16 protein-coding genes, 3 tRNA genes and 1 pseudogene are annotated in these 20,127 nt (G+C 47.7%); 5 read left to right on the top strand and 15 right to left on the bottom strand.

Annotation, left to right across the window (positions count from 1 at the left end; genetic code table 11):
- The 3 genes and pseudogenes from Q0460_RS03985 to Q0460_RS03995 all read left to right on the top strand — a co-directional run.
- A pseudogene (locus tag Q0460_RS03985) lies at positions 1 to 174 on the top strand (type II and III secretion system protein); the annotation flags it as partial.
- 203 nt (positions 175 to 377) lie between these two features.
- Positions 378 to 1,664: a hypothetical protein gene (locus tag Q0460_RS03990; protein ID WP_299085174.1), complete on the top strand. Its 1,287-nt coding sequence runs from the start codon at positions 378 to 380 to the stop codon at positions 1,662 to 1,664.
- Positions 1,665 to 1,675: 11 nt separating this feature from the next.
- Positions 1,676 to 2,551, top strand: coding sequence for a tyrosine-type recombinase/integrase (locus tag Q0460_RS03995; RefSeq protein WP_299085177.1), 876 nt, complete (start codon positions 1,676 to 1,678; stop codon positions 2,549 to 2,551).
- A 42-nt stretch (positions 2,552 to 2,593) separates the two neighbouring features.
- On the opposite strand, the gene Q0460_RS04000 is transcribed toward Q0460_RS03995, so the two are convergent.
- From Q0460_RS04000 to Q0460_RS04025, 6 genes are all read right to left on the bottom strand, one after another.
- Positions 2,594 to 2,668, bottom strand: a tRNA-Met gene (locus tag Q0460_RS04000).
- A gap of 37 nt (positions 2,669 to 2,705) precedes the next feature.
- Positions 2,706 to 2,780: transfer RNA gene (locus tag Q0460_RS04005), tRNA-Gln, on the bottom strand.
- 174 nt (positions 2,781 to 2,954) lie between these two features.
- Positions 2,955 to 3,368, bottom strand: a complete 414-nt coding sequence (locus tag Q0460_RS04010; RefSeq protein WP_299085180.1) for a type II secretion system protein — start codon at positions 3,366 to 3,368, stop codon at positions 2,955 to 2,957.
- A 275-nt stretch (positions 3,369 to 3,643) separates the two neighbouring features.
- Positions 3,644 to 4,834: a carbon-nitrogen hydrolase gene (locus tag Q0460_RS04015; RefSeq protein WP_299085183.1), complete on the bottom strand. Its 1,191-nt coding sequence runs from the start codon at positions 4,832 to 4,834 to the stop codon at positions 3,644 to 3,646.
- A gap of 20 nt (positions 4,835 to 4,854) precedes the next feature.
- Entirely contained in the window at positions 4,855 to 5,847 is a 993-nt protein-coding gene (locus Q0460_RS04020) for an agmatine deiminase family protein (RefSeq protein WP_299085186.1), read from the bottom strand.
- 64 nt (positions 5,848 to 5,911) lie between these two features.
- Positions 5,912 to 5,988 (bottom strand) — tRNA-Arg (locus Q0460_RS04025).
- Between the two features lie 387 nt (positions 5,989 to 6,375).
- Here Q0460_RS04025 and Q0460_RS04030 point away from each other — a divergent pair.
- Together Q0460_RS04030 and Q0460_RS04035 are read left to right on the top strand one after the other, a co-directional pair.
- Positions 6,376 to 6,597 (top strand): hypothetical protein, encoded by a 222-nt coding sequence (locus Q0460_RS04030; protein ID WP_299085189.1) that lies wholly within the window; start codon positions 6,376 to 6,378, stop codon positions 6,595 to 6,597.
- Positions 6,598 to 7,063: 466 nt separating this feature from the next.
- A complete protein-coding gene (locus tag Q0460_RS04035; RefSeq protein ID WP_299085192.1) occupies positions 7,064 to 7,405 on the top strand; it encodes a hypothetical protein in 342 nt (113 codons plus the stop codon).
- 1,232 nt (positions 7,406 to 8,637) lie between these two features.
- Here Q0460_RS04035 and msrB read toward each other — a convergent pair.
- From msrB to purL, 9 genes are all read right to left on the bottom strand, one after another.
- The gene (gene msrB / locus Q0460_RS04040; RefSeq protein ID WP_299085195.1) at positions 8,638 to 9,705 is read right to left on the bottom strand and encodes a peptide-methionine (R)-S-oxide reductase MsrB; all 1,068 of its coding nucleotides are present in this window, start codon (positions 9,703 to 9,705) and stop codon (positions 8,638 to 8,640) included.
- Positions 9,706 to 11,289: 1,584 nt separating this feature from the next.
- The gene (gene purH / locus Q0460_RS04045) at positions 11,290 to 12,828 is read right to left on the bottom strand and encodes a bifunctional phosphoribosylaminoimidazolecarboxamide formyltransferase/IMP cyclohydrolase (protein ID WP_299085198.1); all 1,539 of its coding nucleotides are present in this window, start codon (positions 12,826 to 12,828) and stop codon (positions 11,290 to 11,292) included.
- 16 nt (positions 12,829 to 12,844) lie between these two features.
- Positions 12,845 to 13,540 carry a hypothetical protein gene (locus tag Q0460_RS04050; protein WP_299085201.1) on the bottom strand — a complete coding sequence of 232 codons (696 nt, stop codon included), beginning with the start codon at positions 13,538 to 13,540 and terminating at the stop codon, positions 12,845 to 12,847.
- A gap of 279 nt (positions 13,541 to 13,819) precedes the next feature.
- Positions 13,820 to 14,851: a hypothetical protein gene (locus Q0460_RS04055; RefSeq protein ID WP_299085203.1), complete on the bottom strand. Its 1,032-nt coding sequence runs from the start codon at positions 14,849 to 14,851 to the stop codon at positions 13,820 to 13,822.
- 26 nt (positions 14,852 to 14,877) lie between these two features.
- The gene (locus tag Q0460_RS04060) at positions 14,878 to 15,501 is read right to left on the bottom strand and encodes a hypothetical protein (RefSeq protein ID WP_299085205.1); all 624 of its coding nucleotides are present in this window, start codon (positions 15,499 to 15,501) and stop codon (positions 14,878 to 14,880) included.
- 14 nt (positions 15,502 to 15,515) lie between these two features.
- The gene (locus tag Q0460_RS04065) at positions 15,516 to 16,127 is read right to left on the bottom strand and encodes a hypothetical protein (protein ID WP_299085208.1); all 612 of its coding nucleotides are present in this window, start codon (positions 16,125 to 16,127) and stop codon (positions 15,516 to 15,518) included.
- Positions 16,128 to 16,143: 16 nt separating this feature from the next.
- Positions 16,144 to 16,785: a hypothetical protein gene (locus Q0460_RS04070; protein WP_299085211.1), complete on the bottom strand. Its 642-nt coding sequence runs from the start codon at positions 16,783 to 16,785 to the stop codon at positions 16,144 to 16,146.
- A 107-nt stretch (positions 16,786 to 16,892) separates the two neighbouring features.
- Positions 16,893 to 17,879, bottom strand: a complete 987-nt coding sequence (locus Q0460_RS04075; RefSeq protein ID WP_299085214.1) for a molecular chaperone DjiA — start codon at positions 17,877 to 17,879, stop codon at positions 16,893 to 16,895.
- Positions 17,880 to 17,882: 3 nt separating this feature from the next.
- On the bottom strand, positions 17,883 to 20,078 hold the full coding sequence (purL, locus tag Q0460_RS04080; protein WP_299085217.1) for a phosphoribosylformylglycinamidine synthase subunit PurL: 2,196 nt from the start codon (positions 20,076 to 20,078) through the stop codon (positions 17,883 to 17,885).
- Positions 20,079 to 20,127 lie beyond the last annotated feature (49 nt).

Below are 20,127 nucleotides of genomic sequence, written 5' to 3' on the forward strand. Positions count from 1 at the left end.
AACCTTAAGCGGGGCGAGCTTCTCGTTTTAAGTGGTATAAACAAAGACGTAGCCTATTCAAAACGCAACGGCGTGCCGCTACTCAAAGACATACCTATTTTAAAATACCTCTTTTCCATAGAGCAAAATTATAAAAGCACTAGCATTATAACCCTTACGATAGAGGTAAATTAAGATGAGTATGAGAGCATACGGCATATTATTCGGGCGACGGCCGCAGAGAAAAGCAAGCGACGAGGCACGAGGAGCGCGCTTTTCTCTGCTCCCTTGTCAATTTAATAAAAAACTGTTAGTTTGAAACAAAGCTTAAAATGTTCGGTTTAAATGAGGCTGATTTTTCAGCCGTAAAACTTAAAATTAACAGACAACGAAAGTTTTTGCAGGACTATAAATTTGTAAATTCTTTCGGCGAAGAAAAAAGCCTGCTTTCATTCTCAAAGTCCGCAAACTTTTCAAGCACCTATTACGCCGAAGTAGCTAATAGGACAAATACCATACACATGCTTTCTGTAAAGCACGAATTGGTGCCCGTGTTTCTAACCATTACCTTAAACGGCTGCTTCCGTAAGGCGCTAGTGGGAAATTTTGCCACATTCACTACAAAAGATATTAGATCGCTTCCTATCGAGCAGAAGCAAAAGCTAAATGAGGGCGTTCCCTTTAGTATAAAGGATTTAGCCAACGTGCTAAATTATAATTTTCATAAATTTACTATGCGATTTCGTTATTCTTACAAAGGCGAGGTATTTCAGTATATACGCACTTTTGAGCCGCATAAGAAGGACGGCGTGCCTCATATCCACGCTTTGATATATGCTCCAAGGCATACGATCCCGTATCTGCTTAAAATTTACAAAGACGTGTTTTATGCCCCGCAGAATTTGCGTAACGAGCGTTTAACTGCGTCCCAGATAGCAAACGGCGAGATAAACGGGTTTCAGACCTCGATTAACAACGCTACGGGCTACGTGATGAAATATATCACCAAGACCTTTATAAATTTTAACGAAACAGACGATATTAACGAGGTTCAGGCGTGGTTTATAAAGCACAAAATTCGCAGGTTTCTATCCTCGCAAAACCCAATTCCGCTTTGGGTTTATCGCAAGATAAATTTTATTAAAAGCCTGCGTGATCTCGGTAACCTCAATATTCTAAAAGACTTTGATAATACTCTTATAGAATGGGATTATAAGAGCCAAAGTATCTTTATGAGTATTCCTTATACTTCAGAGGAGCTTATATACGAGGACGGACACTTGCTGTATTACGTCTGCGGTCGGCTCATGCACGAATACGTAAAAAATATCAATCCAGTTCAAAGTAGCGGTAAAATCCAATCTCATGAACTTAAATCTATTAGGGAGGCTTATAATAGCGGTGTCGAGCCTATAATCTACAAGCCAAGCAAGATATTCCGCACCGCTTGGAAAGACATGAGCGATGAAAGGCTTAAACTCTATTGGCGCGATAATTGCAAAGAAATGACCGATGATATTTTAAGCGTTCAAGATTACGCTATGCTTGAGAATGAGATGATTGAGCGTGGCTTCTTGCAACGATATAAAAATCATATCAGATATTTTACCGAGCATGCTTTAGAGGATATCAGGGAGCTGGAATTTAAGTATTCTAACAATGGCGTTATGCCATATCCATTCTAAAAGGCTTTACAATGCTGCTTAACGAACTTTTTAACAATTACGTAGAATTTTACGAACTTATACTTCGTAAGCACACTTTAGAAAGTGATATATCAACCTACAAGAAACATATAGCTTCAAGCTTGGGCGAAAAAGACGTAAGCGATATAAGCTTTCTAGATATTCAAAGGCTTTGTAATAACTTAATTAAAGCTGATTATAAAATCAAGACCGTTAAAAATATCCTTGCAAAGCTGCACGTAATCTTTAAATTTGCTCAAAAGCTTGAGCTTATAGCTAAGAATCCCTGCGATTTCGTTGAATTGCCTAAATTTGATAATAAGCGATACTTTGATTATCCGCTATCTGTCCAAAGGCAGTTTATAAAAGCTATCTGTGAAAATGAAGCTGATAGCGCCGATATATTCTTTTTTCTACTTCACGGCAGGCGTAAAAATGAGGTTTTAAGCTTGTGTTGGAGCGACGTAAATTTAAAAACTAGAACTTACGTCATACCTTTTCAAATCAATAAAGCTAAGCGTGATATGGTCTATTCTATGAGCGACGAACTTTATAAAAGGCTGCTAAAGCGCTATATATCCGCAAAACAGAATAATCAGCTAAATAGCTACGTTTTTATTAATCCTGCCACTAAAACAAAATTTGTTGATCTACGTAGAAGTTGGAATTCTTTGCTTAAGCGAAACAATTTACCCAAAATCAGGCTTCACGACATAAGGCATCTTATTGGCACTTACTGCATAAATTATCTTAAGCTTCCGATCGAGCAAGTGAGTTTTACTCTCGGTCATACGAATATCATTACTACGCAAAAATATATCACTGCCAATATAAAACAATCGAAAAATACTATCGAAAATTTGATGTTTTCTGCTTTGGAAAAATAAGAATATTTTAAGATTTTATCAAATGGCCTTGTAATGGGTGTTTGGTTGCAGAGGGTGGATTTGAACCACCGACCTTCGGGTTATGAGCCCGACGAGCTACCACTGCTCTACTCTGCGATACAAGAAGTGCGAAGATTTAACAACATTCACCAAATGGATGGGGTAGGAGGATTCGAACCTCCGAATGATTGGACCAAAACCAATTGCCTTGCCGCTTGGCTATACCCCAATAAATTAACGAACTTAAATTATACATAATTTAAAATAAAAAGTCAAGCTTTTCAATAAAATAATAGCAATTGAGTATAAAATTTAGATATATTAAAATAGAAATAAAAATATTAAATTAATGTAAAAAGCCCTGGCTAAAATACCAGGGCTAAAAAAGTAAAGCATAATAATACTAGTTATAGTTTACGTTGCTTCCACCAAATTTAAATGTCTTATTATCACTCGCAATCTTATCGCTTAATTGGATTAGGCCAGGCATACTCCATACTTTTTTGCATAGACCAGTATTGTTATGAACGGTTACACCAACTGTATCATTTGTTATAGCACCAATTACCAAGCACTCTTCTTGTTTAACTTTTACTGGAGTAGCAACATTTGTCATAACACTTATAGTATTATTAAAGTGACCTTGTGCTGTATAATAAGCACCTAGATCTGTTGCTAAAGTCTGAATATTTGTAGCTGCTTTAGAAACCTCAGCGTCATCACGAGTAGCTGCAAGTCTTGGAATAGCAACAGCTGCCAAAATACCTAAAATAACGATAACGAAGATCAACTCGATCATAGTAAAACCTTTTTTCATGGTTTACTCCTTAAATAAAATTCATTCCGCATACCTATATGCGAAACTTGGCGTAATTATAGAGAAAAATTTAAAAATTGTCAATAGTTTTTGGTAAATTTTTTACAATTTATTTACAAAGTCCGATTTTGCAGGCATTTCAAAATCAAAATTTTAAACCAATTTGGTCTATTGATGTATTTCGGCGGCGCCTCTACACATTGATACCATAAAAATTATTTGCTTTCATTCTGTGCGCGTCCGATAAACCATATGTCTATTCGAGATACAAAATGCTACAACCCGTATCTCTTCGTAAGAATTCCATACTCCTCCACGCGTCTATCTCGCAAAAACGGCCACCAACGGCGCACATTTTCGCATCTTTGCATATCGATGGTTACGACTTCACATAGCTCGTCGGTGCTATTTGCGCGAAATAGCTGTTCGCCCTGTGCGCCAAAAACAAAGCTATTGCCCCAAAACCTAATCCCCTCTTCGCTGGCAAGCTGGTCTACGCGCTGTTTATTCGGCAGCACCTCTAAAGTTTCGCCGTTAAATTTTATCTCTATCGAAATCTTTAAATTCTCTCGTGCTGCCTCATTTTTCGCGGGCAAAATTTCGCCGCCGATCGCCATTTTGCCGCTATCCGTTAGCGCATCGTTATTAAAAGATAAAATTCCGCCCTCGCTTAAAATTTTACTCTCGCCTCCCGTATCCGCGGAGCGTAAAATTTTATCGCTGACTGCTCCGCCGTCGCTTGCTGGCGAAATTTTATTTCCCCCGGACAAAATTTCATCCGGCGAAGCTTCGCTCAGCGCGGCGCTCTCAAAGCCCACGCGATTTACGGCGATTACGGGCAGGGAGTTTGCCACCGCATGCCCGCGCTGTACCGCGACCCAGGCCTCCAGCTGACGCGCCTTTTCGTCCTCGTCGTCGCCGTCAAACCACCCGATAGCGGTCGGATATATGAGCAGCTCGGCACCGCGTAGCGCCATCGCGCGCGCCGCCTCGGGATACCACTGATCCCAGCACACTAGCACGCCGAGCCGTCCCACGCTCGTATCTATGGGCTCAAAGCCCAGATCGCCCGGCGTGAAATAAAATTTTTCGTAAAACTGCGGATCGTCGGGGATATGCATCTTGCGGTACCGCCCCGCGATAGAGCCGTCGCGCTCGAAGACCACGGCGGTGTTGTGATACAGCCCCGCGGCGCGGCGCTCAAAAAGCGAGCTTACCAACACGACGCCGAATCTCTTCGCTACCTCGCTCCACAGCCGCAAATCGCGCTCGAAATCCTGCGCATAGTCGAAATTTTCGGTATTTTCGCGCTGACAAAAATAATGCGTCTGATTAAGCTCTTGCAAAACGATTAACTGCGCGCCCTTCGCCGCTGCGCGCGCGATTAGCTCGATGCTGCGTGCTATCGTGCGCGATTTGGTACCTTCAAATTTATGCGAAATCAGCCCAACTTTTAAAATTTTCATATTTTTCCTTCGGTCTAAATTTAAAGCCTGAATTTATTCATGCACGAACAGTGTAGCGAGCCGTTTTGGCGGATGAAAACGCGCGCGTTTACTCCCACTACTTCGCGATCCGCGCACGCAGCTCGCAGACGCGACATCGCCAGCTCGTCCGCCGCGCGGTTTGGATCGTGCGGATCTGCGGGGTCTGCGTAGGTAGGCACGATGAGCGCGCCGTTTAAAAAGACGAAATTTGCGTAAGTCGCGGGCAGCCTACGCCCATGATAAAAGATCGCGCGCGGGATCGGTAGTTCGATCACGTCGTACCCAAGCGATAAAATTTCATCCTTCATCGTGCCAAGCTCCGCATAGTGCAGATCGCTCGGATTGTCGCACGATGAAACCGCCACGACGCGCGGGCTTAGAAAGCGCGCGAGGGTATCAACGTGGCTGTCGGTATCGTCGCCTTTTATGAAGCCGTGTTCAAGCCAAATTATGTTTTTTAGGCCGAAAATTTCACGCAGCCGCGCGTCCAGCTCGGCCTTGCTTAGGGAATTGCGATTTTCGTTCAGCAAACACGCGCTCGTAGTTAGCATCGTGCCCGCGCCGTCAAAATCGACGCTGCCGCCTTCTAAGATCAGATCTATGTCTCGTAGCGGGCGGGCGCTCGCAGCGTAAAGCTTAGAATTTAACGCGTCGTCCTTGGCGCTTGCGAACTTGCCGCCCCAGGCGTTGAAGCGAAAATTTAGCCCCGTGATTTTACCGCCCTCCTCTACGTCGATCGCGCCGTAATCGCGGATCCACGTATCGTCGGTATCGATTTGCGCGAAGCTCGCGTTTGCTAAGCCGCCACAAATTTGCTCAAAATCCTCGCGGTTCGGCGCGATCGCGACGACCGGCTCAAACCTCGCTGCAGCGGTGATAAAGTCGCGATAAGCCGCTCGTATCTCGCCCAAATACGGCGCCCAGTCGGTGCCCGCGTGCGGCAAAGACACCAAAAGCGCCTCTTGTTCTTCCCATTCGGCGAATGTTCTCATTTTTGCTCCAAGATTAAAATTTCACGGATTATAGCGAAGCTCGGTTTAAAAAGATATTTGTGGATGGTGCGCCCGGAGGAATTCGAATCCCCGACCTTTTGAACCGCAATCAAATGCTCTATCCAGCTGAGCTACGAGCGCACGAAATAAAAGAAACGGGATTATAGCGTTTTTAGCTTAAATTTAACCAAAAAGGCGGTTTAAATTTCGACATGCGATAAATTTCAGCTTCACATTTTTTTGCATTTTTGCGTTTGCCTTATCGCGACGCCTAATTTTTCGTTTAAATTCCAACTTGCAAGAATTTTAGCTTGCTCAAATTTATCGTGTATCGCGCCGAAATTTAACTTACTTAAGGATTCTGCTCGCATCTTGGAATTTAGAATTTAGCTTACTTAAAATTCCGCGAGCCAGATTTAAAATATCCTAAAAATTTTACAACTTTGCAGCCCAAATCCCACGCAAAATAAATAAAATTTATCGCTTTTTAGGTATCATGAGCGAATAATAATGAACGAGGAAGAGAAAATGAAGCAAGTATTTTTGGCGTTTGCGCTGTGGCTCGGTTTTAGCGGGGCTTCTTTTGCGATGCAAGATACGGAGCCGAGCGAGGCACAAGGACAAAATTCCGCGGAAGTTAAAATTTTAAGCGATAAGTTTTTTAGCTGTCCGCAAGAGAATACGCGAATGCAGTCGGTCGCTGCCTACCTTCCCATATCTATGACTATTGCGATAAAATTTATTCATTAGAAATTTCACGACTTATAAAGGAGTGCGGTTTCGGCGATGGAAAATATAGCGCTTGTCAAAATTTATTAAATATTGCGGATAGGAGTTGCTTTGAAAAGGATCAAATTGAAAATTCCTTGGCGTGCGGTTTATCCAGTGAAATTCTATTTAGAACAAATAGACCGTCAATTGGATTAAAACGATTAATAAGAGCTTGCGAAGTGGGCAAAATAGAAGATTTTTGCTTACTTTGTGCAGGAGCTCATTTTTACTATGATTTAGACATAGAAGAGGTAATAAAATATATGACGATGACACGAGATTTGGCGCATGACAAAGAGCATTTCAATAAAATCATCAAAAAATTGCAAGATTGCAAAGCCGACAAAGAGTGCAATCCCGCGAAATTAGAATTTCAATAAGCAAACGGCGAGAGCAAATACGGCGGGCTAAATTTCTAAATTTAAAAAGCAAAGGAAAGATCGCTATGGCGGATAGGCTGATCGACATCGGGCTTATTTTGTTTTTCGGCGGCTTTGGCTTTGTATGCTATATAAACGGCGTATGCGGGATCGGCAAAGACTATATGCAGCGCAATAAAATAGATTTCGTGCGCTGGATGTTTAATCCAAAGCACATCTTGCGCTCCAATACGCCGTTTGATTCGAACGAGCCTCTAGAATTAAAATTTAAAGAGCCCAAAAGCAAGCATTTGATCTACAATTTTTTCGAGCTCATCATCCACTATGCGATAATCGCGCCGTTTTTAGTGATCTATGCGGGGATTTTTCTATTTTGCGCGGGGCTCGTCATTAAAATTTTATCCTAAATTTAAAATTTGCGACGCGGATGCAGAGCGGGCATTGCATAGACGCCGTTTTCATTGCGGAATTTCAAATTTTACGCCGCATCTCTTGCTAAGCATGCACCGCTTCCGCGTCTTAAAAAGTAAAATTTCAAAATTTTATCCCCAAATTCACGACTTGCGAATTTTATGCCGTGATTTCCGTTTCTATCGGGGCGGGAGGGGGCTCCAATTGCGAGGCCGCATTTCTCGCGGGCGCCGCCTCCGCAGCACCGCATTGCTCTGCTCGCCCGCAAACCCCGCCTAACCCCTACAACGCTATATGGGCAAGCTGCGCTCGCGTTCAATTCTTTCTATTGCGGCTACGCCGTATGAAATTCTTTAGAGGTAAATTTATCATATTTGGAATTTTAAAATTCAATCCGTAGCCGCCGGCCGACCGCAAAACCGAAACGGCTTGCGGCAATGGAATTTAAGCAATGCGAGCTCAAATTCCATCCACGGCACGGCTTCTCCGTGGCGCGTTCATTTTGGCAGCGGTGCGACCGCAGCCGCACTCTATTAAAATTCTATTCGGAACCGCCCTCGCCTCGTTTAAATTCTATCGCACAAATTTTGCCGAGCGCTAAGGCGGAGGATGAACCGCCCCCGCTTTGTTTAAATTCCGCTGCACCGACCGATCGCCGACCAGCCCCGGGATCGGTTACGAGCTCATTACAGGACCTATCGGCAGCAAGCCAACCGTAAAACCGAAGCAGCCCGCCGAAGCAAACGATCTAGCAAAATCGAAAAGATCGGTCGCAAACAAACCTGTCGTCAAATCAAGGGATCGCCGAAGCGCTAAATCGGTCGTCGGTCCGGTTTCAAAACCGCTTGGTACGCCAAATGAGCAGGCCGATTAACAATCCGAGCCGTAAATCCCCGACCGATTGCAATCCGAGCGAACTGATCCGCAAATGAGTAAACGGACTAACGAGTTAGACGATCTAACCGCAAATTGCCGACTAATTGCGAGCCGAGCCGCTAAACCGCTCGGTCGCAGACCGGCCTCCAAGCTGCTCCGCCACAAGTCAGCCCTAAACCTGCCCAAGGCGTTAGCATGACACAAAGCCGCCCGGTCATAAGCCGATCCCGAAGCCGCCCGGCAAGCGGGCTAGCCTCAAAATCGCCCAAGCCGCAAGCCGGTCCCAAAACTGCTCGGTTGCAAGCTAAACCAGAAGCAGCCCGGTAAGCAAGCTAGCCCCGAAGCCGCCGCGTTATTCTACGTAAATTTTATAATCCCCGTAGCCGCGCGCGTCCATCTCCTCAAGCGGTATAAATTCCAAGCTAGCGCCGTTGATGCAGTATCTCATACCGCCTTTATCCCTCGGTCCGTCCTCAAAGACGTGTCCTAAATGGCTGCCTCCTACGCGACTGGAGACCTCGACGCGCTGCATACCGTGGCTATCGTCTTGCGCGTACGCGATCGCATCGGTCGTTATCGGCTTTGAAAAGCTCGGCCAGCCGCAGCCCGCGTCAAATTTATCGGTGGATGAAAACAGCGGCTTTTTCGACACGATGTCGATGTAGATGCCCTTTTTATAATTCTTGTCGTATTCGCTCGAAAACGGCCGCTCGGTCGCCTTTTCCTGCGTGACTTTATACTGAAGCTCGGTCAAATTTTTCTTCAGCTCCTCCTTGCTTTGCACTTTAAATTTTTCATCGTCCTCAAGCGGCTTTTTAGCAAGGCGCAGATCGATGTGGCAGTATCCGCCCGGATTTTTGCCGAGGTAGTCCTGATGATACTCCTCGGCGCGGACGAAATTCTTTAGCGGTGCTACTTCAACGGCGATCTTTTCTTTAAATTTCGCCTGCTGCGCCGTTATGAAATAGCGCGCTATCTCGCCGCTCGCCTCATCGGTGTAGTAGATGCCCGTGCGATACTGGCGACCGCGGTCGTTACCCTGCTTGTCGATCGAGAACGGATCGATGATGCGGAAATAATGCGCCAAAATTTCAGGCTCGCTGATGACGTTGGCGTCGTATTTTAAGTGTAGCGTCTCGGCATGATCGCTGCTATGTAAGCCCTCGTAGCTTGCTTTATCGCTCTTGCCGTTGGCGTAGCCCACCTGCGTCGCGACTATGCCGTCGAGCTGTTTGTAATACGCCTCCATGCCCCAGAAGCAGCCGCCTGCTAGATAAATTTCTTTTACGTTTGCGTTCACGCCGCCTCCTTTAACTTTAAAATTTGCGTCCGTCGAGCTACCGCCGCCTGCGGCATTGAGCGCGACTAAATAACCCGCCGCCAAAGCAAAGAGGCAGATTAAAACTTTAGAAATTTTCATTTTGATCCTTTCGTTTTGAATTTTGCGCAATTTTACAATCTCTAAATGAAGCGAGAGTGAAAGAGAGAAATTTTATCGCTTACAGCGGATCGGTACCCAAATTTTATCGCCGCAGGATCGGGGCTTTCGCTCGCCGTCGCCGCAGAATTAGAATTTTATCGCCGTAGTGACGCAGGACCAAAAATTTTATCTTATCCTCGCGGCGCACTGCAGCATCGGAATTTTACCTCCTCGCAAGCGGTTAAAATTCTATGCTATAACGAGGGCTGAAATTTTACCGCCCCCGCCAAGATTAAAATTTTACTGCTTCAAGCGGGGGCGGATTTCGCTAGCGCGGCAAGCGGTTGGATTTGATCGCCGCGGCAAGAATTAAAATTTTGCTACCGCTGCAGGGTTAGAATTTCATCGCCCTCACGCTACGATGAAATTTGTCCCTTTTACGAGCGAGACCCTTGCGCCGTCCATTCGCCTGCGCTACGGCTTGCGTGAAATTTATCCATTCGCGCGGCTTACGTGGGGATTTTAGAGATTTTGATACGTCCGGCTGCGGCGCGAAATTTTATCGTCGCGCCTCGCGGCTAGATTTTGCTACCGTCGTGGAGATCAAAATTTTACCGCCGCACAGCCGCGCTTCGAGCTAGGCTAGCGCCTTTGCAGGCTTTGCAGGCTTTGCAGGCTTTGCAGGCTTTGCAGGCTTTGCAGGCTTTGCTCAAAAGGCGAGATTTCGCGACGGGCATCGTTTTATTAGGGTACGGGCTGCTCGCGGGACGGAAGCTTTGCGCTGCGCCCGCTGCTTTGCCGTATATAAAATTTTATCTACGCACCGCTTAGGTTGCGGCACGGCGTCCATCTGCTTGCCGCGCGATTAAAATTTATCTACGAGCGCACCGATCGCGACGAGGCGCCGCCTTAAAAATTTATACTCCGCTCCGTATCTGCTGCGAAACGACGCCGAAATTTCAACGCAAAATGGGCGCCATGAATTTTCGCGCCGCGAGATAAAATTTGTGCGCCGTTATACGACGACGAGGCGCGAACCCATCCGCTGCGTGCGCGATTAAATTTAAAATTTTTGCGCCGCGGCCGCTAGATAAAATTTCGCGACCATTCAAGAGCGGCGGATGATTAAATTTAGATTGCGCCGCACCGATACGTAGTGCCATGCCGCGTAGCCAAAAACTCGCGCCGTGCAGTAGTATAACGAAGCGCGAACAGTCGGATTCGCACTGCCTCCGCCACGTAGCGGAGCGCAGCCAAATTTACATCGCGCACGGCTTCGTAGCTGAGATAGCCGGACCCGCGCCGCGTTGGTGCGTAACAAAGCGCCGTGCATTAGATCCGCGCCGCGCCACTACAAAACGATATACCGTGCAGCTAAACCATCGCCGCACAGCCGTATGGCAAAGCGCAAGTAGTCCAATTCGATCACGCCCGCCGCGTATCGGAGCGCAACCTAGGTCCGCGCTGCGCCCGCTACGTAGTAAGCAACGAGATCCGCTCCGGCGCGGTTTTCAAGATTTGCAACGGCATAAAAAGTTGCGAAGCCAGCACAATAAATCCGCCCGCGCCGCAGGCGAGCAAAATTTAGTGCAAAAAGTGGCGCACTCCCGTAAAATACATCGCCATGCCAAACTCGTCGGCGCTTGCGATCACCTCATCGTCGCGGATGCTGCCGCCGGGCTGCACCACCGCCGCGACGCCCGCGGCATGGGCGATCTCGATGCTGTCTTTAAACGGGAAAAACGCCTCGCTGGCAAGCGCGCAGCCGCGCAGATCGACGCCCACGTCGCGAGCCTTCGCTACTGCCGCGCGTGCGGCGTCCACGCGGCTCGTCATACCCATGCCGATCGCGACCATCGCGCGATTTTTGACGTAAACTACGCAGTTACTCTTCGTAAGTGCGGCGATCTGCCACGCGATTTTTAGGTCATCAAGCTCGCTCTGGCTCGCCGCGCGCCCCGTGACGCAGCGGGCGTTTGCGACCTCGTCCACGCCCACGTAGTCGCGCTGCTGATACACAAAGCCGCCGTCAATAAATTTAAAATCATACTTGTCGTTTTCGCGAATTAAAAACTCCCCGCCCTGCTCAAAAATTTTAATGCGCTTTTTCTTTTCAAATACCGCAAGCGCCGCGAGCGTAACGCGAGCGGCAAGGATAACCTCGACAAAAATTTCATTGATTTTATTCGCTAGCTCCTCGTCCAAAACGCCGTTTATCGCCACGACGCCGCCGTATGCCGAGACTGGGTCGCATTTTAGCGCCTCTACGTAGCTTTCAAGCAGGCTAGATTTCACGGCAAAGCCGCATGGATTGGCGTGCTTGCAGATCGCTACCGCAGGCGCCTCCCCAAAGCTGCTAGCCAGCATCAGCGCGCCGTGCATATCGGTCATATTGTTAAAGCTTGCCTCGCCCTTTAGGCTCTTAAAATGGTTGCTAAAAAACTCCTCGAACTCGTACAGCGCGCCTTTTTGGTGCGGATTTTCGCCGTAGCGAGTATCAAAAACCTTGCTGCCCGTGATAAATTTTTTCGCGCCGAAGCCGCCGTTAAAGCGCTCGTTCATATAGTTTGCGATCATCGCGTCGTAGGCGGCGGTGTGTTCGTAAGCTTTTATCATTAAATTTTGCCTAAATTTCAGCTTCTCGCTCTCGTCCGCGCTGCTTAAAGTTTGCAAAACCGCGCCGTAATCAAGCGGGCTGGTAACGACATAGACGCTCGCAAAATTCTTAGCCGCGCTTCGAACCATCGCGGGGCCGCCGATGTCGATATTTTCGATAATCTCTGAAAAATCGTCGGTGCGGGCTACGGTCGCTTTAAAAGGATATAGATTTACGCACACGAGATCGATGCCGCCGATGTCGTGCTGCGCGGCTTGGCTTACGTGATTTGCGTCGTTTCGCTTATACAAAATTCCGCCGTGGATCTTCGGATGCAGGGTCTTAACCCGCCCCTCAAACATCTCGGGCGAGCCCGAGTACTGGCTAACCTCGAGCGCCGAGGCGCCGTTTTCGCGCAAAAGCTTAAACGTGCCGCCTGTGCTTAAAATTTCAAATCCGAGCCTCTGCAGCCCTTTGGCAAACTCTACGACGCCCTTCTTATCGCTTACGCTGATTAACGCTCTCATCTTTTCTCCTTTTAATTTATTCGCATAATTTTTTAAAAATCAGCTCACGCATGTCGTTTGCATTAAGCTGAAAATACAAAATCGCCTCACGGCGAGCCTTTTGATACTCGCGCCTCGTCTTTTCATCTGCTGCGCCGAGCTTTGCGCCGTTAAATTTTGCCATACACGCCGAACTCAGCTCTTTAAGTCTCTCGCCGCCAGAAGAGATGCCGCCGCTATAATTAAACCACTCTTTGCTTTGAAAAATATTAAATAAAATTTGAAAATCTACGAAATTTCCCTTATTGTACTCGGCGCAGACCCCCTTTTTGTGGCTTGCGGTGTAGATCGCGCCGTATCTACGCTCGAAAAAATATAGTTTTATGAGCTTTGCATTTTTGTCTAAATTTGCACCGCTACCGCCTAAAATCGCAAGCTTCGCATCGCCTCGCGTTTCGTAAGGGCCTAAAATCGTGCCGTTTTCGTAGAGATTGCCGCCGTAAAAAGCGTATTTCGTATCCCTAAGCTCGTCCGAAAGAACGTAGGTTTTATCGGTTGCGAGCGAGTTTTTGCCCGCGCAGCCGAGCAGCGACAGAGCCAAAAACAGAGATGAGATAAAAAATTTCATCGCAAAAACCCTTTTAAATTTTAAAATTTTGCCGAATTTATGAAGCGGAATCGGCAAAGCGAAATTTAATAAATTTACCGCACGCAATTTAAATTTACTTCTCAAATGCCGCCGCCTTGCTCACGCGGACGTAAATTTTAAAATTTTGCGCCGCTTGCAAAGGCTAAATTTAAAAGCCGCAACGCAAAACGTAAATTTAAACCGCAGCGCAAATTTAGCCGCAAGGGCCTGCGCAAATCGGCTAAATTTAAAATTTCGCAGCGCAGCTTTTATCGCCAAGCCGGGTTGTACTTGCTTTTGCCGCTGCTGCTCGTTTAAATTTTACGCGCCGCTTTAAATTTTACAAGCTGCAAATTTAAATCGGCACGAGACCCAAAAACCGCGCTAAATATAATAGATGCTGTTTTTGATATTTTTGCCGTCGAGTTCGTTTTTACGCCACGAGCTCTCGTCGTTTAGCACGATCCAGCGCTTCTCCTCCTCACGGTAAAACCAATCCTTGTCGATCTGATAGTAGATCTGGCATCCCGAAATTTCGATGATATTGGCGATGTTGTTGTCGTGGTAGTTGTTCTCATCAAAGTCAGTGAAGGTGCGCTGCCCCATCTCGGCGTAGAGCTCGTTTAAAATTTGAAGCATCTCGCTTAGGCGCGTATCCATCTTCTCGACCTGAAGTCCAAGCTCATTAGCCTCTCTAAATAAGATCGGATAGTCGTGCGACGGATAGCCGCTGTTTAGCTTGTCGCTGATAAAGGCGATCTTTTGCTCATCGTCGAAGTGGTAGCGCAGAATTTCGCGGCAAATTTTAAGCGACAGGCTGCTTGCGCGATCGACGGCGCCGAAAACGAGCGGATGGATATACTTGTAAAGCTCCTTGTACGGGTTCTCGTCGTTGGGGCGCTCGTTATTTTTCCAAAGCTTCACCACGCGACTTAGCTCGTCCATCGAAACGTTGGCTTGATCGTTTGTGTTCGTAACCGGCGAAAGCTCGTGGCGCAGCGAAGTATCGACCGACGTGAGATAGCCTAGCGGCCCCATTAAAATTTTATTCGCCCCAAGCGCCATCATCGTAGCCGCCGAAGCGCAGTTTGCAGGCACTAGCGCGATCAGCTCGTCGCAGTGGTTGCGCAAAATCGAGACGATCTTGAGCGAGGCGATACCGCTGCCGCCGTCAGATTTGATGTAAAGGTAGAGCTTTTCGAAATGCTTGCCCTTTAGGTGGTCGTTGATACTGATCGCGTCGTTGCCGCAGACGCTGCCCGCGCCCGAATTAAAATATGTAAGCAGTGGCGCGCCCAGATATTTCTCGATATTGGTGATCACCTCTTGCGTTTGCTTCATCAAGATCGGCGGTTGCTTCGCCGCCTTTTTGGCGCCCTGCCTATGCGGCTCTTCGTCTTTGGATAAAAATCCCATGTTTTTCCTTTCGTGTTGGTTTGGTTTTAAAATTTTAACTTACAAATATCGCGCAATTTGTCTTGGTGCCACTCGATGCTCTCTTTAACCGTATTGCCTAGAGCCGTATGCGGGCTTTGCAAGAATGCCCTACTATTTTTTAGTCTTGAGCCCACGTATTCGTAGCGTGAGATCACGTTTGCGCTGGCGTTTTGCGACACCGAAGCCGAAAACGAGTATGAATAAAGCGGTGCGGAGGAAGCGTAGCCGCTAAAGTGCTCTTTTAGGCTTACGAATTTGCCCTCCGCAAAGGCCTTGCAAACGCCGCCGCTCGCGGAATACTCGGCGATTCGCAGCTCTTTATTGGGCGTAAAAACGTAGATCGTAAATTTATTTAGAGCTCTTTGCGAAATTTGATCCCTAGCCACGCTCACTCCTCTTTCGTCCGTAAATAGATAGAGATTGGAGCCCGCCTCTTCGTATTTTCCTAAGATCGCGTCATCTTTAATAAGCACGCCGCCTGAAATTTTATACTCGGTGGCGGTCTGCCCGTCATAGCTCATCATCACGGAATTTTCCGGATGTAGCTCGGCTTGCGAATATTTTACCTTCATGCAGCCCGTAAGCAGCACCGCCGCCGCAAGCAGCGCCAAAATTTTAATTTTATCCATAACTCCCTCGAAGCTTATCTGCAAAAATCGTCTAAGATCATGGTTTTAAGACCATCGATCGTCTTTTTGAAAAATCCAGCCACAGCCAACTCCTCCGCGATATATTTCGTATCTTTGCGATCGACCGCTTTTTCAAAATTCATATTTTTATATGCACTCAACGTTTTTGAGCTCATATTTTGCACCGAGCTCTCGCTTTTTGAAATTTTGCCGTCCGCATAAAGCCAATCGCCATCTTTGAACATATTTGAAGTATAGTCGAAATTTACGTATCTGCCGGCGTTATAGACGCTGCAAATCCCATCTTTGTGCCAAATGCTAAATACCATAGCCCTTTCGTCGTTAAAAAGATAAAATTTCATCCGCTTGGCGTTCAGCGCGGACTTGTAATTATTGCCGTAAGACTTGCCCGCCTCGTCGAGCACAAGCATCCTAAACTCGCCTCTATCCATAGAATAGGAGCCTAAATTTCTGCCGTTTTCATACAGATCTTCGCCGGCAAATTTATAGATCACGGTTTTGTTGCCGTCGTAAAATTTAAACTCCTTATCGCTCTTAGCCGGGCGTAATATCCCGCATCCTCCAAGCAGTGCCGCCAAAACGGCAAAAATTATAAAATTTTTCATTTATCTCTCCTTAAATTTAATCCAACCTTTTAGACTTTTCTCTGCAAAGCAGACCAAGAAGCGTAGCACCGCTAAGCACGACGGATGCTTGCACATGATCTGCTACTGTCGAATTTAGTTTTTCTAAAATTTTTTTATCCACATAAGATAACTTTTCATTAACGAAATCATACCTGGATGAAATTTTCCCCATTCCTTTTCTTGACATCAAAACATCATAACTATATGCCACGATCGGCTCACCTCGTGAATATATAGTGATATACTCCTTTATATGTACATATTTTCCTGCGGACAATGCTTTACAAACGCCGTCATTATGGCTAAAAGAGATCACTTTAATAAATTCGTTCGGAACGAATATTATCTCCGTAATTTTCTTAGAATTATGTTCCTTTATCGCACTGGGATCTATATAACCATTTCCCATTTCATCCGTATAAATGTGCATACCAAGTCCCGGTGCCGTAAGATATTTGCCCAACACTTTGCCATTTTTATAGAGTTTTCCGTTATGGGCTCGGTATCTGGTGGAAATATTTTTGTCAAAGCTTAACATTGCGATATCTTCCGAGTCGGCAATTCCGTTTTGATCTTTTTTACCCGCGCATCCTCCAAGTAGTGCCGCCAAAACGGCAAAAATTATAAAATTTTTCATTTATCACTCCTCAAATTCTAATCTTTCGCCGCACCTTGTCGCCGTATCGCGATCCATCTTAAAATTTCAAGGCGTTTTGCGCCCTCAAATTTTAAAATTTACTCGCCCTACTTCTCGCCGAAGCGCTCCTTTAAAATTTTATACGCCTCATTGATCTCCTGAAGCCTCTTCGTGCCCTCCTGGATGATCTCCTCGTCCGCGCCCTTGCCCATCAGGATGTCGGGATGGTATTTTTTCACGAGCTCGCGATATTTTTTCTTGATCTCGCTAAACGTAGCGTCTTTGGGAAGCCCCAAAATTTCATACGGATCTCTTTTGCTTTTGGCGGAGCCTTGCGAGCTGCCTGAATAGCCGCTACCATATCCGCCAGAATATCCGCCGCCGTATGAACCGCCCGAACTTTGCGAGCCTCCGTAGCCCGAACCCGTCGTGCCGCCATAACCGTAGCCAGTGCCGCCGCCATAACTGCTGCTTCCGTAGCCGCCGGTGCTTCTGCCGCCGTATTTATCCCAATACCCGCCGCTTCTTGTGCTATAGCCATCGTATTCGTCGTAAGCGGAATCGCTTTGCGCACCGCCGTTTTCGTAATATGTGCCGTAAAAGCTGCGCTCAAAGGTCGCAAACATCTGGCTTTGGATATGCTCGGGCAAGCCCAATCCGTCGCAAATCTGCGAGATCGTGCGCCGCTCCGCCGCGCTAAAACCGCGATCGACGTAGGCTAAATTTAAAAAGAAATAGATTAGCCCCGTTTTGCGGCTCGGGCTCGGGCGATAGGTTTGGTTGTATTTCTCGGCGAGCTCGCGCACGTTTGCGAGACTTTCTTTCTCGACTTTGTAAACGAGTTTCAGCGCCTCTCGCTCGCGCTCGCCGGCGCCCATTTGGCGCACCAAATCGTCCAAAATTTCGCTTATCATCGCGGCTTCGGACTCGCTTACGTGCCCGTCGCTTTTGGCGACCTTGGCTAGAAGCGCTACTAAAATTTTAGCCTCCCCTAGCTGCATTCGCGCCTTGCCGCGATAGCCGGAGTTGCCGAGAGCCACGCCGATCTGCGCGAAAATATACAGCGCGATTAAAAGAAATATGATGCTAAGCACGCGCTAGTCTTCGCTCTTTATGATCTTGGCAAACTCGCCGAAGTAAATTTCTTTTAGCGCCTTTAGATTTTTATGGACGGAATTTATGCGAAACACTTCGCCGCCGCTGACGCCTAAACGCATTAAGCTTAACCCGTATTTTGCGGCCAGCTCTTTAAATTTCGCCTCGTCGCGCACGCCGAAAATCGCGCGCGAAAAGCTCTCATCGAAAATATCTCTGCTATCATCGCAGCTCATCTCAAACTCGCCGCCGATACCGCCTACGCACGCCATCTTCGCAAGCGTAATCGCCACGCCGCCGATTCCTACGGAATTTGCAAATTCCAAAATCCCGCTCTTGCCTGCTTCTATCGCGAATTCCCACAGAGCGCGCTCGACCTTTAAGTTTAACTCAGGTAGGCTGCCTGCGACGCGGTTTTCTACCGCTTTCATATAAAGCGAGCCTGCAAAAACGCCCTTCGTATCGCCTGCTAGATAGACACTCACGCCGCTAGCGCAAAAATCGCTAGGGATGATCTCACCCTCGTTCGTGCCCACGCATACGATCGCGGGAGTGGGCTGGATGCTAACGCCGCCCGTTTCGTTATAAAGGCTTACGTTGCCGCTTACGACGGGGGTATTTAGCGCGGCGCAAGCCTGCTTGATCCCCTCGCAGCCCTGCGCGAACTGCCACATAACCTCGGGATTTTGCGGATTGCCGTAGTTTAGGCAATCGGTGATGGCTAAAGGCGTCGCGCCGCTCATAGCGACCTTTCGCCCCGCCGACGCTACCGCGAGCGCCGCACCTATGCGAGGATGGACGTAATTCATCCGCGTGTTGCAGTCCGCAGCCATCGCGAGCTTTACGCCGTTTTGCTTAACGCGCATCACCGCAGCGCCCAGCATACCGGGACGCTTGGCGGAGTTTAGCCCTACGTTGGCGTCGTATTGATCGTAGATGTAGGATTTATTTAGTACTTCGGGGTCTTCAAAAATTTTATCAAACGCCGCTTCCAGCTCGCGCTCGCTTGCGCCGCAGCCGCATAAATTTTGTTGCGCGATCTGCGCCATATATGCAGGCTCTTTTATCGGGCGATCCATCACGGGCGCTGCCTCGCTAAGCGGCTCGATCGGGATAACGCCCGCTAGCTCGCCGTGCCAAAAAAGCTCCATCTTGCCGCTATCCGTCACTTCGCCGATTACGGCGGCATCCAGATCCCATTTGGCAAAAATTTCTTTAATTTTCTCCTCGCAGCCCTTTTTGGCGCAGATCAGCATGCGCTCCTGGCTCTCGCTTAGCATCAGCTCATACGGGCTCATCCCTGCCTCGCGCATCGGCACCTTATCTAAGCTTAATCTCATGCCGCTGCCGCTGCGCCCCGCCATCTCAAAGCTGCTCGAAGTAAGCCCCGCCGCGCCCATATCCTGGATACCCACGACGTAATCAGTTTTAAAAAGCTCCAAGCACGCCTCCATTAGCAACTTTTCGGCGAACGGATCGCCCACCTGCACGGTCGGGCGCAGGGATTTGTTCGCGTCATTAAAGCTATCGCTCGCCATCACGGCTCCTCCGAGCCCGTCGCGACCCGTCTTAGAGCCCACGTAGATTACGCTGTTGCCCACGCCTTCGGCTCTGCCATAGAAAATTTCGTCCTTTTTAACGATACCCAGAGCAAAAGCATTAACTAAAATGTTGCCGTCAAAGCCAGCGTCGAACGTCGTCTCGCCGCCTATCGTAGGGATACCCATGCAGTTGCCGTAGTGCGCGATGCCTGCGACCGCTCCTTTTAGCAGATAGCGCTGTTTTCGCGCATTCTCGCTTCTTCCTCGCACCTCGCCGAAACGAAGCGAGTTCATATTGGCCTCGACGCGCGCGCCCATCGTAAAGATATCGCGCAGTATCCCGCCCACGCCGGTCGCAGCTCCCTGAAAAGGCTCGATGAAGCTAGGGTGGTTGTGGCTTTCCATCTTAAAAACCGCAGCCATGCCGCCGCCGATGTCGATGACGCCTGCGTTTTCGCCGGGGCCCTGGATAACCCAAGGCGCCTTGGTCGGAAAGCCGCTTAAGTATTTTTTGCTCGATTTGTAGCTACAGTGCTCGCTCCACATCGCGCTAAAAATCCCAAGCTCGAGCAGATTCGGCTCGCGACCTAAAATTTTTAAAATTTTTTCATATTCTTCGTCTGAAATTTTATGTGCCGCTACTACTTTTTTGTCCATTTTTTCGCCCTTTTCGCCGTTAAATTTAGGTCCGTATGATAGCTAAAAT

Source organism: uncultured Campylobacter sp. (genome assembly GCF_937980635.1).
Classification (GTDB): Bacteria; Campylobacterota; Campylobacteria; order Campylobacterales; family Campylobacteraceae; genus Campylobacter_B.